Source organism: Paramagnetospirillum kuznetsovii (assembly GCF_003284725.1).
GTDB classification, from domain to species: domain Bacteria; phylum Pseudomonadota; class Alphaproteobacteria; order Rhodospirillales; family Magnetospirillaceae; genus Phaeospirillum; species Phaeospirillum kuznetsovii.
In genome coordinates this window covers 328,873-345,359 of record NZ_PGTO01000003.1, presented here as the reverse complement: position 1 = coordinate 345,359, position 16,487 = coordinate 328,873, and the positions used below count along the sequence as shown (strand labels likewise).

General features: G+C 64.3%; 18 protein-coding genes and 1 tRNA gene. 11 read left to right on the top strand and 8 right to left on the bottom strand.

The annotated features are described in order from the left end of the window. Positions 1-60: 60 nt before the first annotated feature. Positions 61-309, top strand: coding sequence for a type II toxin-antitoxin system Phd/YefM family antitoxin (locus CU669_RS06525; protein WP_112143002.1), 249 nt, complete (start codon positions 61-63; stop codon positions 307-309). Beyond that, positions 306-728: a type II toxin-antitoxin system VapC family toxin gene (locus tag CU669_RS06520; protein WP_112143001.1), complete on the top strand. Its 423-nt coding sequence runs from the start codon at positions 306-308 to the stop codon at positions 726-728. The genes CU669_RS06525 and CU669_RS06520 overlap by 4 nt, the downstream gene beginning before the upstream one ends. A 100-nt stretch (positions 729-828) precedes the next feature. Here CU669_RS06520 and CU669_RS06515 read toward each other — a convergent pair. Both CU669_RS06515 and CU669_RS06510 read right to left on the bottom strand, forming a co-directional pair. Further along, a tRNA-Ala gene (locus CU669_RS06515) sits at positions 829-904 on the bottom strand. 110 nt (positions 905-1,014) lie between these two features. Next, a complete protein-coding gene (locus tag CU669_RS06510; protein WP_112143000.1) occupies positions 1,015-1,398 on the bottom strand; it encodes a TIGR02300 family protein in 384 nt (127 codons plus the stop codon). 203 nt (positions 1,399-1,601) lie between these two features. Between CU669_RS06510 and aroA the strand changes: the two genes are divergently transcribed. From aroA to CU669_RS06480, 6 genes are all read left to right on the top strand, one after another. After that, positions 1,602-2,933, top strand: a complete 1,332-nt coding sequence (gene aroA, locus CU669_RS06505; protein ID WP_112142999.1) for a 3-phosphoshikimate 1-carboxyvinyltransferase — start codon at positions 1,602-1,604, stop codon at positions 2,931-2,933. Positions 2,934-3,062: 129 nt separating this feature from the next. Beyond that, entirely contained in the window at positions 3,063-3,695 is a 633-nt protein-coding gene (cmk, locus tag CU669_RS06500) for a (d)CMP kinase (RefSeq protein ID WP_112143056.1), read from the top strand. Positions 3,696-3,812: 117 nt separating this feature from the next. Next, positions 3,813-5,507, top strand: a complete 1,695-nt coding sequence (gene rpsA, locus CU669_RS06495) for a 30S ribosomal protein S1 (RefSeq protein ID WP_112142998.1) — start codon at positions 3,813-3,815, stop codon at positions 5,505-5,507. A gap of 75 nt (positions 5,508-5,582) precedes the next feature. Further along, positions 5,583-7,373: a hypothetical protein gene (locus CU669_RS06490; protein WP_112142997.1), complete on the top strand. Its 1,791-nt coding sequence runs from the start codon at positions 5,583-5,585 to the stop codon at positions 7,371-7,373. Positions 7,374-7,473: 100 nt separating this feature from the next. Further along, complete coding sequence (locus tag CU669_RS06485) at positions 7,474-8,412, top strand: glycosyltransferase family 2 protein (RefSeq protein WP_112142996.1); 939 nt, start codon at positions 7,474-7,476, stop codon at positions 8,410-8,412. Continuing rightward, positions 8,409-8,864, top strand: coding sequence for a DNA polymerase III subunit chi (locus tag CU669_RS06480; RefSeq protein ID WP_112142995.1), 456 nt, complete (start codon positions 8,409-8,411; stop codon positions 8,862-8,864). Before CU669_RS06485 ends, CU669_RS06480 begins: the two co-directional genes overlap by 4 nt. A gap of 71 nt (positions 8,865-8,935) precedes the next feature. On the opposite strand, the gene CU669_RS06475 is transcribed toward CU669_RS06480, so the two are convergent. Next, on the bottom strand, positions 8,936-9,244 hold the full coding sequence (locus tag CU669_RS06475) for a 4a-hydroxytetrahydrobiopterin dehydratase (protein ID WP_112142994.1): 309 nt from the start codon (positions 9,242-9,244) through the stop codon (positions 8,936-8,938). An 83-nt stretch (positions 9,245-9,327) separates the two neighbouring features. Here CU669_RS06475 and CU669_RS06470 point away from each other — a divergent pair, with 83 nt between their 5' ends. Next, positions 9,328-9,723: a metallopeptidase family protein gene (locus tag CU669_RS06470; protein WP_112142993.1), complete on the top strand. Its 396-nt coding sequence runs from the start codon at positions 9,328-9,330 to the stop codon at positions 9,721-9,723. Continuing rightward, positions 9,723-10,778: an extracellular solute-binding protein gene (locus CU669_RS06465; RefSeq protein ID WP_112142992.1), complete on the top strand. Its 1,056-nt coding sequence runs from the start codon at positions 9,723-9,725 to the stop codon at positions 10,776-10,778. Before CU669_RS06470 ends, CU669_RS06465 begins: the two co-directional genes overlap by 1 nt. Positions 10,779-10,788: 10 nt before the next feature. Here CU669_RS06465 and CU669_RS06460 read toward each other — a convergent pair whose 3' ends face one another. From CU669_RS06460 to cobS, 5 genes are all read right to left on the bottom strand, one after another. Next, a complete protein-coding gene (locus tag CU669_RS06460; protein ID WP_146747683.1) occupies positions 10,789-11,493 on the bottom strand; it encodes an ATP-binding protein in 705 nt (234 codons plus the stop codon). Then, a complete protein-coding gene (locus CU669_RS06455) occupies positions 11,490-11,789 on the bottom strand; it encodes an STAS domain-containing protein (RefSeq protein WP_112142990.1) in 300 nt (99 codons plus the stop codon). Before CU669_RS06455 ends, CU669_RS06460 begins: the two co-directional genes overlap by 4 nt. 18 nt (positions 11,790-11,807) lie before the next feature. Continuing rightward, positions 11,808-13,868, bottom strand: coding sequence for a methyl-accepting chemotaxis protein (locus CU669_RS06450; RefSeq protein WP_239988576.1), 2,061 nt, complete (start codon positions 13,866-13,868; stop codon positions 11,808-11,810). A 130-nt stretch (positions 13,869-13,998) separates the two neighbouring features. Beyond that, on the bottom strand, positions 13,999-14,613 hold the full coding sequence (locus CU669_RS06445) for a histidine phosphatase family protein (RefSeq protein ID WP_112142989.1): 615 nt from the start codon (positions 14,611-14,613) through the stop codon (positions 13,999-14,001). Continuing rightward, entirely contained in the window at positions 14,610-15,317 is a 708-nt protein-coding gene (gene cobS, locus CU669_RS06440) for an adenosylcobinamide-GDP ribazoletransferase (RefSeq protein ID WP_239988575.1), read from the bottom strand. Before cobS ends, CU669_RS06445 begins: the two co-directional genes overlap by 4 nt. Positions 15,318-15,471: 154 nt before the next feature. Between cobS and cobT the strand changes: the two genes are divergently transcribed. Next, on the top strand, positions 15,472-16,485 hold the full coding sequence (cobT, locus tag CU669_RS06435; protein ID WP_239988574.1) for a nicotinate-nucleotide--dimethylbenzimidazole phosphoribosyltransferase: 1,014 nt from the start codon (positions 15,472-15,474) through the stop codon (positions 16,483-16,485). The last annotated feature ends 2 nt before the right edge of the window (positions 16,486-16,487 follow it).

Genomic DNA, 16,487 nt, shown 5'->3' with positions numbered 1-16,487 from the left:
CGTCTTGACACGCTCCCGTAAAGTGTACATATTTGTGGTAACTTTTCGAAGGGGCTCGCCATGCCGCAGGAGCAATATCGGGTCAGCATCAAGGAATTGCGGACCCATCTTTCCGACTATTTGGCGATGGCCCAACAGGGCCAGGAGGTGGTTGTCACCAACCATGGCCGGGCGATGGTCAAGCTGTGCCCGATGAAAAAGCTGCGGGTTCCGGGTGTCCTGAAGGGCAAGATTACCGCCCAACCCGCCGATGCATGGGAATTTCCCGCTGATCTCGCCGCGATCATGGAAGGCGAAATCGAGGAATGAAGGGTTACCTTCTCGACACCCACGCCCTGATCTGGTGGCTGATCGACGATGCCAGCCTGAACCTCGAGGCCCGCGCCATCATTGAAGACCCTGGCAATGAGATCTTCGCCAGCACGGCCTCCCTTTGGGAGATCGGCATCAAGTTCTCCACGGGGAAGATGATGGTTCATCCCTCGGTCATCGCCAAAGGAGTGGCTGAATCCGGCCTCATCCTCCTCAACGTGAAGGCACCGCACGCCATTGCGGTTGCCGACCTGCCATTCTTCGCCGACCATCGCGATCCATTCGATCGGCTGCTGGTCACCCAGGCGCAAACCGAGGATCTGGTCCTGATTACCAACGATCCGAAAATCATCGCCAATTACGATGTCCAAACGCTTTGCTGCGAAACGGCGCCAGTCTCCAAGCCGACGTTCTGATACCGCAGGCCCCAAACCCTGCCGCCAACCGCCTCGTGATTGGGTGGGTGCGGAGCAAGAAAAAGGGCTTAGCCATTTCTAGCTAAGCCCTTTTTTGTCTTGGTGGAGCCAGACGGAATCGAACCGACGACCTCTTGAATGCCATTCAAGCGCTCTCCCAACTGAGCTATGGCCCCGAAAACTTGGGTCCGACGGGTTTGGGGGGCCGTCGGTGGAGGCGGAACATATGGATTTAGGACGTGGCTGGCAAGCGAAAAAATTCGCTTCCGTCGCCGAAGGTCGAAGCTTAGACCTCGTCCCCGATTTCCTCGTCCATGTGCTCCATGACCTCGGCCATGTCGTCGTCGTCCTCGCCCAGGTCGGAGGCGTCCTCGATCAGGCCGCTTTCGTCATCCTCGGCGCCGTCGTCCTCGGCGGGCAGTGCATCCTCGTCATCATCGACCACCACAAGGTCATCGACCTCGATATCGGCGATGGCGGCATTGACCACCACCGGAGCCGCAGCCTTGGCTTCCGCCGCCGCCGCGCTGCCGCGACGGACCTTGAAGGTCACCTCGGGCTCGACGTTGGCGTTGCACTTCGGGCAGATGATGGGAGTGCGCGTCAGGTCATAGAAACGGCATCCGCAGCTCTGGCAGGTGCGCTTCTGTCCCCATTCCGGCTTGGCCACCTTCGGTCCTCCTGTAAAATATCGGGGCGAGCCCCGTTGTCCTGGGGGCCATTTGCCATGTTCCCCACCCCGTGTCAAAACGAAAAGTTACCTGCGGTGCAGCATGGAACGTGGGCCTATGACGCCGAAGCCGCCTGTGGTAGAGGTTCGGCCGATGCTGGCCCCAGCTTCGCCCTCGTCGGCGATTATTTTTCGGAGAGGTCATGGCGAAACCCCTGATTTCCAGTCGCGCCGCTCAGCTTGCCGGTTCGGCGCGGGTTCCGGGCGACAAATCCATCTCGCACCGGGCGCTGATGTTCGGCGCCCTGGCGGTGGGCGAAAGCACGGTCACCGGCCTGCTGGAAGGCGATGATGTGTTGCGCACCGCCGCCTGCATGCGCGCCCTGGGCGCCGAGGTCGAGCGTCTGCCCGATGGCTCGTGGCGTCTGTACGGCCGCGGTGTCGGCGGCTTGACCGAACCCACCGACGTGTTGGACATGGGCAATTCGGGCACGGGGGCGCGCCTGCTGATGGGGCTTGTCGCCAGCCATCCCTTCACCAGCTTCTTCACCGGCGACGCCAGCTTGCGCTCGCGGCCCATGCGCAGGGTGTCCGACCCGTTGAGCCGGATGGGGGCGCGCTTCGTCAGCCGCGATGGCGGCCGCCTGCCCATGGCGGTGGTGGGTGCCGAGCGCCCCACCCCCATCACCTACGAGCTTCCCGTCGCCTCGGCCCAGGTCAAGTCGGCCATCCTGCTGGCCGGTCTCAACACGCCGGGCGAGACCACCGTGATCGAGCGCGAAGCCACCCGCGACCACACCGAGCTGATGCTGCGCAATTTCGGCGCGACCGTCCGGGTCGAGGCCGCCGAGGGCGGCGGACTGGCCATCACCGTCACCGGTTATCCCGAACTGACGGGCCGCGCCGTGGTGGTTCCGGCCGATCCCAGCTCGGCCGCCTTCCCGACCGTGGCGGCCCTGCTGGTGGAAGGCTCCGAGATCCGGCTGCCCGGCGTCGGCATCAATCCGCTGCGCGCCGGCCTGTACCAGACCCTGCGCGACATGGGCGCCGACATCCGCTTCGACAACACCCGCGATCAGGCGGGCGAGCCGGTGGCCGATCTGGTGGTGCGCGCCTCCAGGCTGAAGGGCATCGACGTCCCGGCAGAACGCGCCCCTTCCATGATCGACGAATACCCCATCCTGGCGGTGGCGGCTTCCTTCGCCGAGGGCACCACCCGCATGAGCGGATTGGGCGAGTTGCGGGTCAAGGAAAGCGACCGCCTCGCCGCCATGGCACGCGGACTGGCCGCCTGCGGTGTCGCGGTGGAAGAAACCCAAGACACGTTGATCGTCCACGGCACCGGCCGCATCCCGGCGGGCGACGCCACCATCGCCACCCATTTCGATCACCGCATCGCCATGTCGTTCCTGGTCATGGGCATGGCCTCGGCCCGGCCCGTCGCGGTGGACGACGCCGAAGCCATCGACACCAGCTTCCCCAATTTCGTCGCGCTGATGAACGGGCTGGGGGGGAAGATCGGGGCGGCGGAATAAGGTCTTTAATTTCACCACGAAGGCATGAAGACACGAAGGAACACGAAGAAAGCATTGAGAATTTTTCTTCTTTTCCGCTTCGTGCCTTCGTGGTTAATACCGTCAATGAACCACGGACGATCCGATCCCATGACTATCATCGCCATCGACGGGCCGGCGGCGGCCGGCAAGGGGACACTGGCGCGGCGTCTTGCCGCCGAACTGGGCTTCGACTATCTGGACACCGGACTGATCTATCGCGCCGTGGGCATGAAGGTTGTTCGCGCCGGTCTCGACCCCACCGACGCGGCGACCGCCGAAAAGGCCGCCGATGAACTGGCCCCGGCCGATCTGCAAGCCGGTGACCTCCGCGACGATACCGCCGCCCAGGCGGCCTCCAAGGTCGCCGTCATTCCCGGCGTGCGCGCCGCCTTGCTGGCGTTCCAGCGCAAATTCGCCAGCCATCCGCCCATGGGCCAGGGCGCCATTCTGGACGGCCGCGACATCGGCACGGTGATCTGTCCCGACGCCAAGGTGAAGCTGTTCGTGACCGCTTCCGCCGAGAAAAGGGCGGAACGACGGCTGAAAGAGTTGCAGGACAAGGGCCTAGAGGCTATATACGGCACCGTCCTCGCCGATCTGAAGGAGCGCGACGAACGTGACCGCAACCGGTCCGTCGCCCCCTTGGTCCCGGCCGAGGGCGCTGTCGTGCTGGATACCTCCGATCTCGACGCCGATCAGGCTTTCGCCGCCGCGCTCGACATCGTAAGAACCCGCCGATAGCACAATGCGCTGAACCCGCGCCGCCTGGGCCCGTCCCGGGCGGTGGTTTATTTTTGGTCAAGACCGCCGGATACAACCGGCCGGCCCGTAAGATACGATCGAAAGGAACTCTCTCTAATGACCAATTCCGCTCTTGCCATGAACGAAGATTTCGCCTCCCTGCTGGATGAAACCCTGGGTGTCGGCGGCACGTTCGAAGGCCAAGTCATCACCGGCCTGATCGTCGAAGTCGATGGCGACTTCGCCGTGATCGACGTCGGCCTGAAGTCCGAGGGCCGTGTCCCTCTGAAGGAATTCGCGACCGCCGGTCGCACCGCCGACATCAAGGCCGGCGACAGCGTCGACGTCTTCGTCGAGCGCTACGAGGACCGCAACGGCGAAGTCGTTCTGTCCCGCGAGAAGGCCAAGCGCGAGGAAGCCTGGACCCTGCTGGAGAAGTCGTTCGAGGCGCAGCAGCGCGTCAACGGCGTGATCTTCGGCCGCGTCAAGGGCGGCTTCACCGTGGATCTGTCGGGCGCCGTCGCCTTCCTGCCCGGTTCGCAGGTGGACATCCGTCCGGTGCGCGACATCACCCCGCTGTTGGGCACCCCCCAGCCGTTCCAGATCCTCAAGATGGACCGTTCGCGCGGCAACATCGTGGTGTCCCGCCGCGCCGTGCTGGAAGAGACCCGCGCCGAGCAGCGCTCCGAGCTGATCGAGAACCTCAAGGAAGGCCAGATCCTCGAGGGCGTGGTCAAGAACATCACCGATTACGGTGCGTTCGTTGACCTGGGCGGCGTCGACGGCCTGCTGCACGTCACCGACATCGCCTGGAAGCGCATCAACCATCCGTCCGAGGCGCTGCATATCGGCCAGACCGTCAAGGTTCAGGTCATCCGCTTCAACTCCGAGACCCAGCGCATCAGCCTGGGCATCAAGCAGCTGGATGCCGATCCGTGGGAGGGCGTCGAGTCCAAGTACCCGGTCGACGCCAAGTTCACCGGCCGCGTCACCAACATCACCGACTACGGCGCCTTCGTGGAGCTGGAACCCGGTGTCGAGGGTCTGGTGCACGTCTCCGAGATGTCTTGGACCAAGAAGAACGTCCACCCCGGCAAGATCGTCTCCACTTCGCAGGAAGTCGAGGTCATGGTGCTGGACGTGGATCCGCAGAAGCGCCGCATCTCTCTCGGCCTGAAGCAGACCATGAACAATCCGTGGGAAGGCTTCCTGGACCGCTTCCCCCAGGGCACCCTGGTCGAAGGCGAGATCAAGAACATCACCGAGTTCGGCCTGTTCATCGGCCTGCCCGGCGATATCGACGGCATGGTCCACATGTCCGATCTCGATTGGGAGAAGTCGGGCGAAGCCGCCATTCAGGACTTCAAGAAGGGCGACATCGTCAAGGCCAAGGTTCTCGATGTGGACATCGAGAAGGAACGCATCAGCCTCGGCATCAAGCAGCTGTCCGATGATCCCTTCCAGAACGCCGTGGCGTCCATCAAGAAGGGCGACGTGGTCACCTGCACCGTGACCCAGGTCACCGAGAACGGTCTGGAAGTGGCCGTCGACGGCATGACCGGCTTCATCCGCAAGGGCGAGCTGTCCCGCGAACGCTCCGAGCAGCGCCCCGAGCGCTTCGCGGTCGGCGAGAAGCTGGACGCCAAGGTCACCGCCGTGGAAAAGGCCTCGCGCAAGATCACCCTGTCGGTGAAGGCCCGCGAAGTCGAGGAAGAGAAGCAGGCCATGGCCGATTACGGTTCGTCCGATTCGGGCGCCAGCCTGGGCGACATCCTGGGCGCCGCCATGCGCAAGGCCCAGGAAGACAAGTAGTCGTCCTGATTTGTTAGCGTAGGCGAAGGCTCGCATTCGAAAGAGTGCGGGCCTTCGTTCTGAGAGGTTCGACACGTGATCCAGCTCCTCGGCAACGCCGCCCTCCTCTACCTGCCCAGCGCCTATCAGGCCCTGGCGCTTGCCTGCCTCGTCGTGGTCGTCCTTGGCCTTGTGGCCATCGGTGCCGCCTTGGCGGGGCGCGATCGGCTCCCCGAAGCCGATCTGCTGGTGGGCTGGTCGGTGGTGGCGGGCATCGTCGTGGTGTTCGGTGGCTGGCTGGGTGTATCGCTGACCATCCTGTCGGCGGTCTCCCTGCTGCTGGCGCTGGGGTCGGCCCTTGTCTTATGGCGACGCCGCCAAGCCCCCCTGGATGGGGGCGTTCTCAGAATTCTGGTGTGGATGGTGCCCATCTTGGTGGCGACCGCCTCCATGGAGCCGTCCCAATGGGACGAGTTCTCCCAGTGGCTGCCCAATGCCCGCTATCTGACGCTGTTCGACACCTTTCCCGGTCCGGGAAATCCCCCCACCGACAGCGTCTTTCCCGCCTATCCTCCCGCCATGACGGTGATCTATCTGCTGTCCTCGCGGCTGGGCGGGCACTATTTCGACACCGTGGCGCCCTGGTTCAACCTTCTGCTGCTGGCCAGTTCCGCCCGTCTCGTGGTCCGTCTCTTCCGGGGCGATGACGGCGCCGGTTGGTCGGCCACCGCCTGGGGCGTTCTCGCCGTCACCGCCTTGGGCACCACCTTCGTTCCCAAGCTGGTCTTCAGCGGCTATGCCGATACCGCCACCGCCGTCGCGGTCGCGTTCTCGGCGATTCTGGGGCTTCAACTGCGCCAAGGCGGGGGGCGCGGCCTTCAATTCGCCGCCGTCTTCGCCCTGCTGCCCATGACCAAGCAGGGCAACTTCGCCCTGATGGCGTTGCTGCTGGGGGCGCTGGTTTTTGATTGCCTGCGTCACGGCGACGGGGTGACGCGCTTTGGCAAGCAGCTTGCGCTGACCATGGTGCCGGTGATCGTGGTGAGCCTGGCGTGGCGACTGCATGTGACCGCGGGCGTCGGGGAACTGTCGGTCCGCGCGGTGTCGGACTGGGAATGGGCTTTGCTGCCGGACATGCTGAACAGCATGGCCGGTGTCATCTTGTCCAAGGGCGGCTATTTCGGCGCGGGCTTTCTTTTAGTGGCCATCGCGGTGCTCGGATTGGGCAGACAGCGTCTGGTCACCCTCTTCGCCCTCTGCTTCCTCGGCTACAACATTTTCCTGTTGGTGGTGTATCTCGCCATTCTGGCCGGATACGAAAGCGCTCACGCCGCCTCGTACTGGCGCTATAACACCCATCTCGGAATGCTCGAGATGTTCGTCCTGACCCAGGTGATCGGCCAGCGGGTCGGCCGCCTTGGGGCAATCTCACTGGCCAGGCGGGCGGCCTTGGCGGTGGGCGGCTTGGCCGCGATCATCATTCCATTCGCCGCCGTCAAATATATCCGCTTCGATCGCAACCCCGCCAAGATGGACGCGCTGCGGGTCATCCGCGACATGGCGCCATTATTGCCGCCCGCCGCCCGCCTGACCGTGATCGACGCCCGAGGAACCGGGTTTTACGGCAATTTCACCAATTACCATCTGGGCTACGGCCAGCATGTGAGCCAGAATCTCTCCACCTTCAACACCGCTGAGCTGGCCAAGGTGCTGACCGAACATCGACCCGACTACATCTGGCTTCGCACCCAGAACCCAGAGGTCGCCCGTATCTTGGCGCAAGACCCCGATGCTTCGCATTTGCTGAAGGCCGAAGGCGACGGCTGGCGGGTGGTGAAGTCGTGGCCGTTCCCGCCCGGTATCGACCCGGCCGGGGAAAAGGACTGATCACCCCAACGCGCCTGATCACCCCAACGCGCCTGATCACCTTGACAAGGACGGGCTTTTCCAAAAGTCTGTGGCGTCGCGTCCCAGCCCCGGCAGGTCCATGAACATCGCCGTCCTGATTCCTTGCTATAACGAAGAACACGCCATCGAACAGGTGATCCGCGATTTCCGCGCCGCCCTGCCCCAGGCGGCGATCTATGTTTACGACAATAATTCCAAGGACCGCACCGTCGCGCTGGCCCGCGCCGCCGGAGCGGTCGTAAGGTTCGAGCCCTTGCAGGGCAAGGGCAATGTGGTGCGGCGCATGTTCTCCGACATCGAGGCCGACATCTATGTGATGGTAGACGGCGACGCCACCTATCACGCCCCCAGCGCCCCGGAACTGATCGCCCGCCTCGTGGACGAAAACCTCGACATGGTGGTGGGATCGCGCCTGCATACGGAGGAGGCGGGAGCCTTTCGCGCCGGGCACCAGTTGGGCAACCACATGCTGACCGGCTTCGTCGCCTGGCTGTTCGGTGATCGGTTCAAGGATATGCTGTCGGGCTACCGGGTGTTCTCGCGCCGCTTCGTCAAGTCGTTTCCGGCCATGTCGGCGGGATTCGAGACCGAGACAGAGCTGGTGGTGCACGCGCTGAGCCTGTCCATGCCGGTGGCTGAGATCGAGACGCCCTATTTCGCCCGCCCCGAGGGCTCGGTGTCCAAGCTGAACACCTATCGCGACGGCTGGCGAATCCTGGTGACCATCTTCAAGCTGTTGAAGCGTGAAAAGCCCTTGGCCCTGTTCGGTGCCGCCTTCGCGCTTTTATCGCTGTTGGCCGTTATCCTTGTCGAGCCGGTTTTCGCCACTTTCATGCAGACCGGGCTGGTACCGCGCTTTCCCACCGCGATCCTGGCCACCGGCATCATGATCCTGGCCTTTCTCAGCCTGACCGCGGGCATCATTTTGGATACCGTCACCCATGGCCGCCGCGAGGCGAAGCGGCTGGCCTATCTGTCATATGCCGCGCCGGGGCCGCGACCGCCCTCCGCCCCATGACCCAGATCGGCTTTTACCACCTGACGCGCCTGTCGCTGGATCAAGCCCTGCCTAAGCTGTTGGACAAGGCCCTGGCGGCGGGGCACCGGGCGGTGGTGCTGGCGGGATCGGCGGAACGGGTCGATGATCTGAACGAGCGCCTGTGGACCTTCGAGCCCGAGTCGTGGATTCCCCACGGCGCCGCCCGCGACGGCGATCCGGCGCTTCAGCCCATCTGGCTGACCGACCGCGACGAGAACCCCAACGAGGCGACCATTCTGGTGATGTGCGACGGTGCCCGTTCCGAGGCGGTGGAAGGCTTCGCCCGTTGCCTGGACCTGTTCGACGGCAACGACCCCGACGCGGTCCAAGCCGCCCGCGAGCGCTGGAAGGACTGGAAGGCCGCCGGTCATGAATTGGTTTATTACCAGCAGACCGAGCGCGGCGGCTGGGAGGAAAAGGCGCGGGGCTGATGGCTTAGCCAGCAGCCGTCGCTTGATGTGCCCCACAGGGCGGGCGGGACGCCCGCGCTCCACACAACGCGCTATTTACGGAGTGTGGCAGTCCCGGAAGCCGCCTCCATGGCCTTGGCCAGGTCGATGTCTTTCGCGGTGACTCCACCGGCATCGTGGGTGGACAAGGTTATCTGTACCTTGTTCCACACATTGGACCATTCTGGGTGGTGGTTCATGCGTTCGGCGGCCAGGGCGACCTCGGTCATGAAGGCGAAGGCCTTGGCGAAATCCTTGAAGACGAAGGTCTTGGCGATGGCGTCGCGGCCGTCGCACTCCGTCCATCCGGGCAATTGGGCCAAGGCGGCGGCGCGGGCCGGGCCGGTCAGTGTCTGGGTCATGGAAGCTCCTGGTCGCACACCAGACATGGGCTTTGCTGGCTTCGCCATCAAGGACAGGCTAAATTCTTTTCATGAGCAGAGTAATGCCCCACCACAGCACGCCCCCCAGCTGCGCCGATCTGGAAACCATCGCGGCGATCGCCTTCGCCGATATTCCAGAGGAACTGCGCCGCTATGCCGCCGATGTGATCATCCGGGTCGAGGACTTTCCCGACGACGATGTGGAACGCGAGATGGATCTGGAAAGTTCCTTCGACCTGCTTGGCCTGTATCGCGGCACCGCCATGGACATCCAGGCCTTTGGCGGCGCGCCCAGCGACGTGGACATGATCTTCCTCTACCGTCGCCCCATTCTCGACTACTGGTGCGAGACGGGAGAAGACCTGTCCTCGGTGGTCAAGCATGTGCTGATCCACGAGATCGGCCACCATTTCGGCCTGTCCGACGACGACATGGAGCGAATCGAGGACGAGGCGTGATGCGGATATCCGTCACCGCCGTCTTTGCCGCGTTGATCGTCCTAGGGCTGGCCGGTCCGGTCCTGGCGGCCAGTGAGTTGCGGATTCTGGCCCGTATCGGCAGCATTTCGCCCGAACTTCTGGGCAAGTTCGAACGCGAGACCAATCTTAGTGCCATCTTGGATGAGGCGCCCGACCATTCCGCCATGGTTGCCAAGCTGGCGGGCGGGCATTCCGGCTATGACATAACCTTTCCGCCCGATCACCAAGTGATGGGCTTGATCGAGCACGGGCTTCTGGAGCGAATATGGGCGGACCGACTGCCCGGATTTTGGAATATCGAGGATCCGTGGCGGTCGCGATCCTTCGATCCCCGCAACGAGTTCACCATCCCGCATCAGTGGGGAACCACCGCCTTCGCCGTGGATACCTCGGTTCACAAGGGCGACATCGACACGCTTCGCCTGCTGTTCGACCCGCCGCCCGACATCCTCGGCCATATCAAGATAATGGACGACGCCGACATGGTGCAGTTGGCGCTGCTGTATCTGGGCGAGCCCCGCTGCACGCTTGACGACGCCAAGCTGGAAAAGGCGGCGCGCCAACTGTCCCCCCTGCTGGCGGCGACCCCGCCGGTGCAGTCGGCCGGAATGGCGCAGTCGCTGGGCCGTGCGGATGTGGTGCTGGCGGTGACCCGCAATGGCGACGCCATGCGGGCGCGCGAAGGCCGTCCGACCTTGGCCTATGCCTATCCGCGTGAGGGCAATCTGGTGTGGACCGACGTCATCGCCATTCCGCGCAATCCGCCCAATCGCGCCAATGCCTTGAAGTTTCTCACCTTCATGCTGAAGCCGGAAAATGCGGCGTTGCAGTCCAACTACAACGGCTACGCCAATATGATTCGCGGCAGCGAGGCCCATATGCTGCCGCTGGTCTTGGGGGCGCCCGAACTGGTGGCCCCCTGGCCGGCCAAGGTCGGCTTTCTGGTCTCGTGTCGGGGCGAGGTCCAGCGTCGGCACGAGACCCTTTGGGCGGAGCTCAAGTCCCGCACTATCGACCTCGGCCCCCGTGACTAGAGCCGGATGGCTAGAGTCGGAACGCCATGTCGATGCATCGGCCGCCGCTGTCGAACCGAAGCTGGGCGCAGCAGCGATGAATGATGGCAAGGCCAAGTCCACCGGCGGCGACCGCGGGGATAGGCTCTGGCCCGATGGTCGGAGGCGTGAAGCCCGCCCCCATATCCTCGACCACAAAGGTAACGCCGTCATGGTGCGCCTTGGCCCGGATGGTGATGGGCAGGCAGGCTAGGGCGGGATCGGATTGGCGTTGTTCCATGGTGGCGGAAAAGATCCGCAATCCCTCCATGGTGGCGCGCAACGATCCGTCCAGGCCAAGATTTCCATGAATGACCGCGTTGCCGATGGCTTCTTGAAGCGCGCAGCGAATATCGGATTCCAGCGGTTGAAGGTGTTGGAACCGCTTCATCATGGCTCGCGCCACCGCGTCGGCCACGTCGAGACGAATGGCCGCCGCCGTCGAGACCCGCAACACCAGGTCGGCATCGGGCGGAATTTGGAATGCCGCATGCCCCTTACAGGCGACGTCGATCCAAACACCGACCGCCGCCTCCAGGAATTGCGCCAGGTCTTCGACCTTGCCGCTGTCGAAGGCGGAGAACGCCAATGGCCGTGCCGCCCCGCCATTGGCGTCGCGCATGGCATCGTCCAAGCGGGCCGCGACGACGGCATCGACCTCCGCATTGGTCATGGACATAGGGGCGGCGTTGCTCAACGGAACTCGAACAGCGTGTCGAAACTGGCGCGGCGCAATGTCTCGGACACCGCCCCCGTAGCGTTCCGGATCACGACTTTCAGCCCGGATACCTGCGCCGCGTCATAGACATGCACGAAGAGACTCATGCCGGTGGAGTCGATGAAGCTGAGACCGCCCAGATCGATATCGCAAATTCCAGAGCCCTTGGTGACCTGTTCGACGAACTGCGGAAACGTCGCCGAGTCGGCGAAGGTCAGTTTGCCGGACACCGAGACGTCGATCCGGTTGCCGTCGCGCTTGGTGGTGAATTGCATGACTGTTCTCTCCCGCGATCAGGCAGCACGGATATTGGTGAGGAACGCGTCCACCTGCTGGCGGAGCGCGGTGGCCCGTTCGGCGACGGTGCGCGCCGCCTCGAGGACGTCGTCGGCGGCGTGCCCGGTTTCCACCGCCGCCCGATTGACGCCGACCACGTTGGAACTGACCTCGTCGACGCCCAGCGAGACCTGCTGGACATTGTTGGCGATTTCCGAGGTCGCCGAATCCTGCTCGGAGACCGAGGATGAAATGCCGGTGGACAACTGGCTCATCTGCTCGATGATTCCGGTGATTTCCGTGATGGCGTCCACGGCGGCGCGGGTTTCAGTCTGGACCGAGCTGATCTGAGAGGTGATTTCATCGGTGGCGCGCGCCGTCTGGTTGGCCAGGTTCTTGACCTCGTTGGCGACGACGGCGAAACCCTTGCCGGCGTCGCCCGCGCGGGCGGCCTCGATGGTGGCGTTCAGCGCGAGAAGATTGGTCTGGCTGGCGATGTCGTTGATGAGATTGACCACCGCGCCGATCTTGAGCACCGCCTGCGACAATCCGCGCACCGATTGATTGGTTTCCTGCGCCCGGTGGCGGGCGCTTTCGGCGATATGGACCGAATCCGCCACCCGGTGATTGATGGCTTCCACCGAATCCGACAGATGGTCGGCGGCACCGGCCACGGTGCGCATATTGACCGCCATTTCCTCCACCGCCGCCGCCACCACGGTGGCCTGGTTGGAGGTTTCCTCGGCGGTGGCCGACATGGTCTGCGAGGTGGCTTCCAACTCGGTGGCGGATGCCGCCATGGTTTCCAGCACTTCCGCCACTTCGAAGTTGAATTGGCCCAAGATGCCGTCGATCACCTTGGCGCGGCGGTCCTTGGCTTCCTGTTCGACCTTCTGCTGAGAGGTCAATTGGTCGGCGCGCAACAATCCGGTGCGAAAGACCTCGACGGCACGGGCCATGGCGCCGATCTCGTCGTGACGGTCGGCGCCCTCCACCTCATGGGACGTGTCGCCCTTGGACAGCACGTCCATGGAGACGATGATCTTGCTGAGTGGGCCAGAGATATCGGCGGCGATCACCCAGGCGATGCCGATGCCAGCGGCCAGCAGGACGATGGTGCCGACGAGATAGGTGTAAAGTGCCCGTTCCGTCTCGGCGTGAATGGCGGCGGCCAGACCGATCAGTTCGGAGGCGACCTTGTCTTCCACCTGCTTGAACAGATCGATCTTCTTGGTGATGGCATCGAACCAGACGGGCGCTTCCACCTCGCCGGTGGTGCCGGAGAAGGGGCTGTCCATGGCGATGACGCGCATGCGATCGACCTCCTTGGCGGCGCCATCGGCCAAGGCGGCGCCCAGGGCCTGCTTCTGCTCCTCGGTGGCATAGATGGTATAGGTGGCGAAATATGTATCCTGCTGGGCGATCAACTGGGTGAACTTGCGGTGGATGGGGGCCTCGAACTTTTTGGCGCCGAATCCCCCCGACGCGGTGGCGCGCTCTTGCCCCGCCCGTTCCTTGCCGTGCAGCAGTTGGGTATAGGCCGTGATCGCCTTGGACAGGCGGACGTCGGAATCAACCACCGCCATCTGTTCGATGACCGCCAACAGCTTGCCGATGGTGGCGGTATAGAATCCGGCGGTCTCCTGCATGGTCAGCGACAGGCTGTCGATGGCGGCACGCTTGGCACCAAGTGCCTCAAGGCCGGGTTTGGCGCCCGCGATGGACGCTTTCAGACCGGCCGAGGTCTCGGAGGATTCGAATTTGCGCAGGGCCTCGGTCAGCGCCGCGAGGCGGGTGTCGGCGTCCTTGCGCTGGCCCGGCAGCCGGTCGGCGAACTTCGCGCCCTTGCTGCCGATGAACCCCACCGACATGCCGCGTTCCTTCTGGAGCTCATGCACCAGGGTTCCGATGGTCGGGCCAAGTCCGGCAAGCTCCTCGAGCTGGTTCATCTTCTTGGCGAAGGCGATCTTTTCAGACAGGCCGATCCCCGAGAAGACCAGCATCCCCAGAACCGGGATAAGAATGGCGATTCCAATTCTGGAACTGAGACTGAGATTTCGAAGAAGTGCTCTCATCATGAACTCCAGAGGATAAGCGTGCCCACCCATCCAGGTGCTTATCATGACCAAAAAAGAATGAAAAATACATGTTCTATTTGCTGGTCGCGCCCCGATCTTGACTGATTTCAAGCCTGCCTATGCAGGATGACTAATGGGAAAGCGCATTCACCATTTCTATCCGCCAGCCCTCGGCGGTGAAGTCCAGTCGAGTCAGGGACAGCGGATGAACGGCAAAGCGAAGGGCGGTGGCGGGCTCCAGATCCAGGGCCTGGGCCAGGGCGGCCCGAATGGTGCCGGCATGGACGATGGCCAGAATGTCGCGCCCCGATTGGGCTGACGACAGGCTTTGCAGTGCCGCCGAGACCCGCTGGATCATGGCGGCGAAGCTTTCTCCGCCCGGCGGCGCGGTTCCGGCCGGATCACGCCAGAAACTGGCGAGATCGGGATCCTTGACCGCTTCCAGGTCGCTCCAACTGCGTCCCTGCCAACGGCCGAAGTCCTGTTCCATCAAATCGGGCTCGATAATGGGAGGTGGCAGCAGCATTCCGGCGGTTTCCAAGGCCCCCGCCGTTTGGCGGCAGCGAATAAGGCCACTTTCCACCAACACGGGGTTGGACGGTATGATCTTCGTCAAGGCCCGGAAGGCGTCGTCCTCCGACGTGTCGCAGGCGACGTCGAGGCGGCCGTGAATGCGTCCGAACGGGCAGGGGACCGGCGCATGGCGCAACAGCCACCAGCGCGTGGCGCCGCTACCGCCGCTCATGCCCACACCATGGCGGCGGCCAGCAGAATGGCGATCTCGGCCGCTTGCTGCACGGCTCCCAGCACATCGCCGGTGAAACCGCCGAGGACGCGGCGCGCCACCATGACGACCGCCAGCGTGGCGACGATGGCAAGGATGGCGGCGGCCAGGGCGCCGCCCAATCCGATGCCGAGCGCCGCCACGGCCAATCCCAAACCGGCGGCGGTGGCCGCCACGGTGGCATCCGGCACTCCGGCGGCGGCGCCCAGTCCATCGGGCCGCACCGGAGGCATGATTTGCATGGCGGCGGGGATCATGGCCCGCGACAGGGCCGATGCGGCCATCAGCGCCCCGGCCATCCGCCAGCCGCCGGGGATGGCGGCAAGGGCGCCGACCCGCAGCCCGACCGAGAACAGCAGCGCCAGCACGCCGTAGGCGCCGATGCTGGACTGGCGCATCACCTCGAGCCGCTTGTCAATTCCGCCTCGCGCTCCCAGCCCATCCGCCAGATCGGCAAGGCCGTCCTCGTGCAGCGCCCCGGTGGCGAGGACCAGGGTAAGGATGGCCAGCAAGGCGGCGGGGAGGGGGGGAAGCAGCCATGTGGCAATGGCGCCCACCAGCCCCGCCAGCAGCCCCAGGCCAAGTCCGACCAACGGAAAGCAGCGCATGGCGGGCGCCAGACCGCCCGCGACCACGCCCGGATCGGGTAAGGGAATGCGGGTCATGAAGGAGGCCGCCAAATGCAGATCGGCCAGCCAACCGCTTGGCGGCGACGGCGGGGAAGGCGCCGGGGAAAGCGACGGAATGTCTGGTGACTTGCTCATCATCCTGGTTTATAGGACGGGCAGGGGAAGCCCGCAATATGTTGGGAGAGTATCCTTGAATTTTACTATTTCTAGCGTCGCGGATATTCGAGCCTTACTGGCCGAGATGCCGTCCCGCGATCTGGACGCGGTTGCCGCCTGGGGGGCTCGCGAGCCCCAATTGACCAAGCCGGCCGGGTCGTTGGGCCGGTTGGAAGACCTGTCCCAATGGCTGTCCGCTTGGCAAGGCCGCCATCCTCCGCGTCTGGCGACTCCCAGGGCCAGGGTCTTCGCCGGTAATCATGGTGTCGCCGCCTTGGGGGTGTCTGCTTTCCCCGCCGAGGTTACCCTTCAGATGGTGGCCAATTTTCGCCATGGTGGCGCCGCCATCAACCAGTTGTGCAAGGCGTTCGATGTCCAGTTGGACGTGGTTGCGCTGGACCTGGAACGTCCCAGCGCCGATTTCACCCAAGGGGCGGCCCTGAGCGAGGACGAGTTCGTCGCCGCCTTCGCCTCCGGCATGGAATCGGTTCCCGCCGATACCGACTTGCTGGTGATCGGAGAGATGGGGATCGGCAACACGACTCCGGCGGCGGCCGTGTCCTGCGCCCTGTTCGGCGGCGAGGCGGCGGACTGGACCGGGCGCGGCACCGGTGTCGAGGGCGGCGCATTGGCCCGCAAGATCGAGGTGGTGGCCGCCGGAGTCAAATTGCACCGGGGCAATCCGCCGCTGGACATTCTGCGCCGTCTGGGCGGTCGCGAATTGGCCGCCATGGCGGGCGCCGTGGTCGCGGCGCGGCTGGGTCGGGTGCCGGTCATGCTGGACGGCTATGTGACCACGGCGGCGGTCGCCGCCTTGGCGTTGGAGCGCGCCGACGCCCTGGACCATTGCATGGTCGGGCATGTGTCGGTGGAACCGGGGCATCTTCGCTTGATGGGCAAGCTGGGCAAGACGGCGCTGCTGGACCTGGGCATGCGCCTTGGCGAGGGCTCGGGGGCGGCGGTGGCGGTGGGTCTTGTCAAGGCGGCCGTCGCCTGCCATGTGGGAATGGCGACCTTCGCCGAGGCCGGTGTCAGCGACAAGGGCTAGCC